1 protein-coding gene is annotated in these 1043 nt (G+C 60.3%); it reads right to left on the bottom strand.

Translation table 11 applies throughout. The annotated features are described in order from the left end of the window. Nucleotides 1-135: 135 nt before the first annotated feature. On the bottom strand, nt 136-915 hold the full coding sequence (locus ASE59_RS17985; RefSeq protein ID WP_056459674.1) for a succinate dehydrogenase iron-sulfur subunit: 780 nt from the start codon (nt 913-915) through the stop codon (nt 136-138). Nucleotides 916-1043 lie beyond the last annotated feature (128 nt).

Raw genomic sequence — 1043 nt, 5'->3', positions numbered from 1 at the left:
CCCCGTTTGCTTCGAGCGCAGGTTCGAGCCTGTCGAGAACCGAAGTCGAGAAGGGGGTGCCCCAAGCAGAAGGTTCTCGACTGCCGCTTCTCGACAAGCTCGAAGCTGCTCGAACCGAACGGTATCTTTACCGAATCAGATGATCCGCTCGACTTCCATCTTCTTGATCTCGGCGATCGCCTTGGCCGGGTTCAGGCCCTTCGGACACACGTTCGCGCAGTTCATGATCGTGTGGCAGCGATACAGGCGGAACGGATCTTCCAGTTCGTCGAGACGCTCGCCGGTCATCTCGTCACGGCTGTCGGCCAGCCAGCGATAGGCCTGGAGCAGGATAGCCGGACCCAGGAACTTGTCGCTGTTCCACCAATAGCTCGGGCACGAGGTCGAGCAGCAGGCACACAGGATGCATTCGTACAACCCGTCGAGCTTGTTGCGGTCCTCCGGCGACTGGAGCCGTTCCTTGCCAGCGGGTTCCGGGGTCACGGTCTGCAGCCATGGCTTGATCGACGCATATTGGGCGTAGAAATGGGTGAAGTCGGGCACCAGATCCTTGATGACGTCCATGTGCGGCAGCGGGGTGATGCGGATATCGCCCTTGATATCCTCGATCGCGGTGGTGCAGGCGAGGCCGTTGCGGCCGTCGATGTTCATCGAACACGACCCGCAAATCCCTTCGCGGCATGACCGGCGGAAGGTGAGCGACGGGTCCTGCTCCGACTTCATCTTGATCAGTGCGTCGAGCACCATCGGACCGCATTCGTCGAGATCGATCTCGAAATCGTCGTAGCGCGGATTCTGGCCCGAATCCGGGTCGTAGCGATACACTTTGAACTTCTTGATCCGGCCCGACGTCGGCGACTTGTGGGTCGTGCCCTTCGTGATGCGACTATTCTTGGGCAAACGGAATTCGGCCATGGTGCTCGCTCGGTTCGGCTTGTGGGGCGGCAAACCCGCCCGGTCTGCGCGTCAGATACATGACAGGTAGGATTGCCGCAAACGCGAACAAGGGAAAATGCCACGTAAATCCTCCCCGGCACGGGGAG

This window comes from Sphingomonas sp. Leaf10 (assembly GCF_001421245.1).
GTDB lineage: Bacteria > Pseudomonadota > Alphaproteobacteria > Sphingomonadales > Sphingomonadaceae > Sphingomonas.
The sequence above is the reverse complement of the archived record's forward strand: the minus strand, read 5'-3'. Positions and strand labels throughout refer to the sequence as shown.

Coding starts and splice junctions, on each gene's coding strand:
- ASE59_RS17985 (WP_056459674.1), bottom strand. CDS start 915: ATGGCCGAATTCCGTTTGCCCAAGAATAGTCGCATCACGAAGGGCACG.